The organism is Luteococcus sanguinis (assembly GCF_039527675.1).
Lineage (GTDB): Bacteria > Actinomycetota > Actinomycetes > Propionibacteriales > Propionibacteriaceae > Luteococcus > Luteococcus sanguinis.
In genome coordinates, this window is the sequence record NZ_BAAAKI010000030.1 from 1 (window position 1) to 910 (window position 910).

At 68.9% G+C, this 910-nt stretch carries 1 pseudogene; it reads left to right on the forward strand.

The window, feature by feature from the left end:
• Positions 1-18: 18 nt before the first annotated feature.
• Positions 19-910 (forward strand): annotated as a pseudogene (locus ABD089_RS13695) (IS3 family transposase); the annotation flags it as partial.

Sequence of the window (910 nt, forward strand, 5' to 3'; positions counted from 1 at the left end):
AGGGAGACTGGTCAGATCATGTCGAACATCAGGAAGCGTCACACCCCGGAGCAGGTCGTCCGCAAGCTCGGGCAGGGCGACAGGATGCGCGCCGACGGCAGCGACATCGCCGCGGTGTGTCGGGAGCTTGGGATATCCGAGCAGACGTATTACCGGTGGCGTAACCAGTACGGCGGACTGAAGGCCGACGACGCGAAGCGTCTCAAGGAGCTGGAGAAGCAGAACGCCACGCTCAAGCGATTGCTGGCCGAAGCGGAGCTGGAGAAGGCCGCGCTCAAGGAGCTGGCCGAGGGAAACTTCTAGGCCCGGGCAGGCGCCGCGCCGCCGTCTCGCACCTGATCAGGACACTGCAGGTGAGCGAGCGGATGGCGTGCCGTCTGGCCGGGCTGAGCAGGTCCGCGTACCGTCGCCCGCTCAAGGGCGACACGGTCGCCGACCCTGATCGCGCGTTGCGAGACTGGCTGCGCGCGTGGGCGAACAAGCATCCCCGCTACGGGTACCGGCGGGCGTATCACGACGCCCGGGGTGAGGGCTGGGCGGTGAACCACAAGAAGATCCAACGCCTCTGGCGAGCCGAAGGCCTCCGCGTCCCGCAGCGGCGACGCCGCAAGCGTGTCGGATCCTCGACCGTCGACGCCCCGGCGGCGGTCGCACCGAACCTCGTATGGGCGGTGGACTTCCAGTTCGACGCCGACGAGCGGGGCTGCCCGATCAAGATCTGCTCCATCGTCGACGAGCACACCCGCGAATGCATCGGCGGGCTCGCGGAGCGGTCGATCACCGCCGACCGGCTCACCGCCCACCTCGAAGAGCTCGTCGCCGTCCGCGGAGCACCGGGTGTGCTCCGCAGCGACAACGGGCCCGAGTTCATCAGCGACGCGATGGCCGACTGGGCGGGTACCCGCACCGG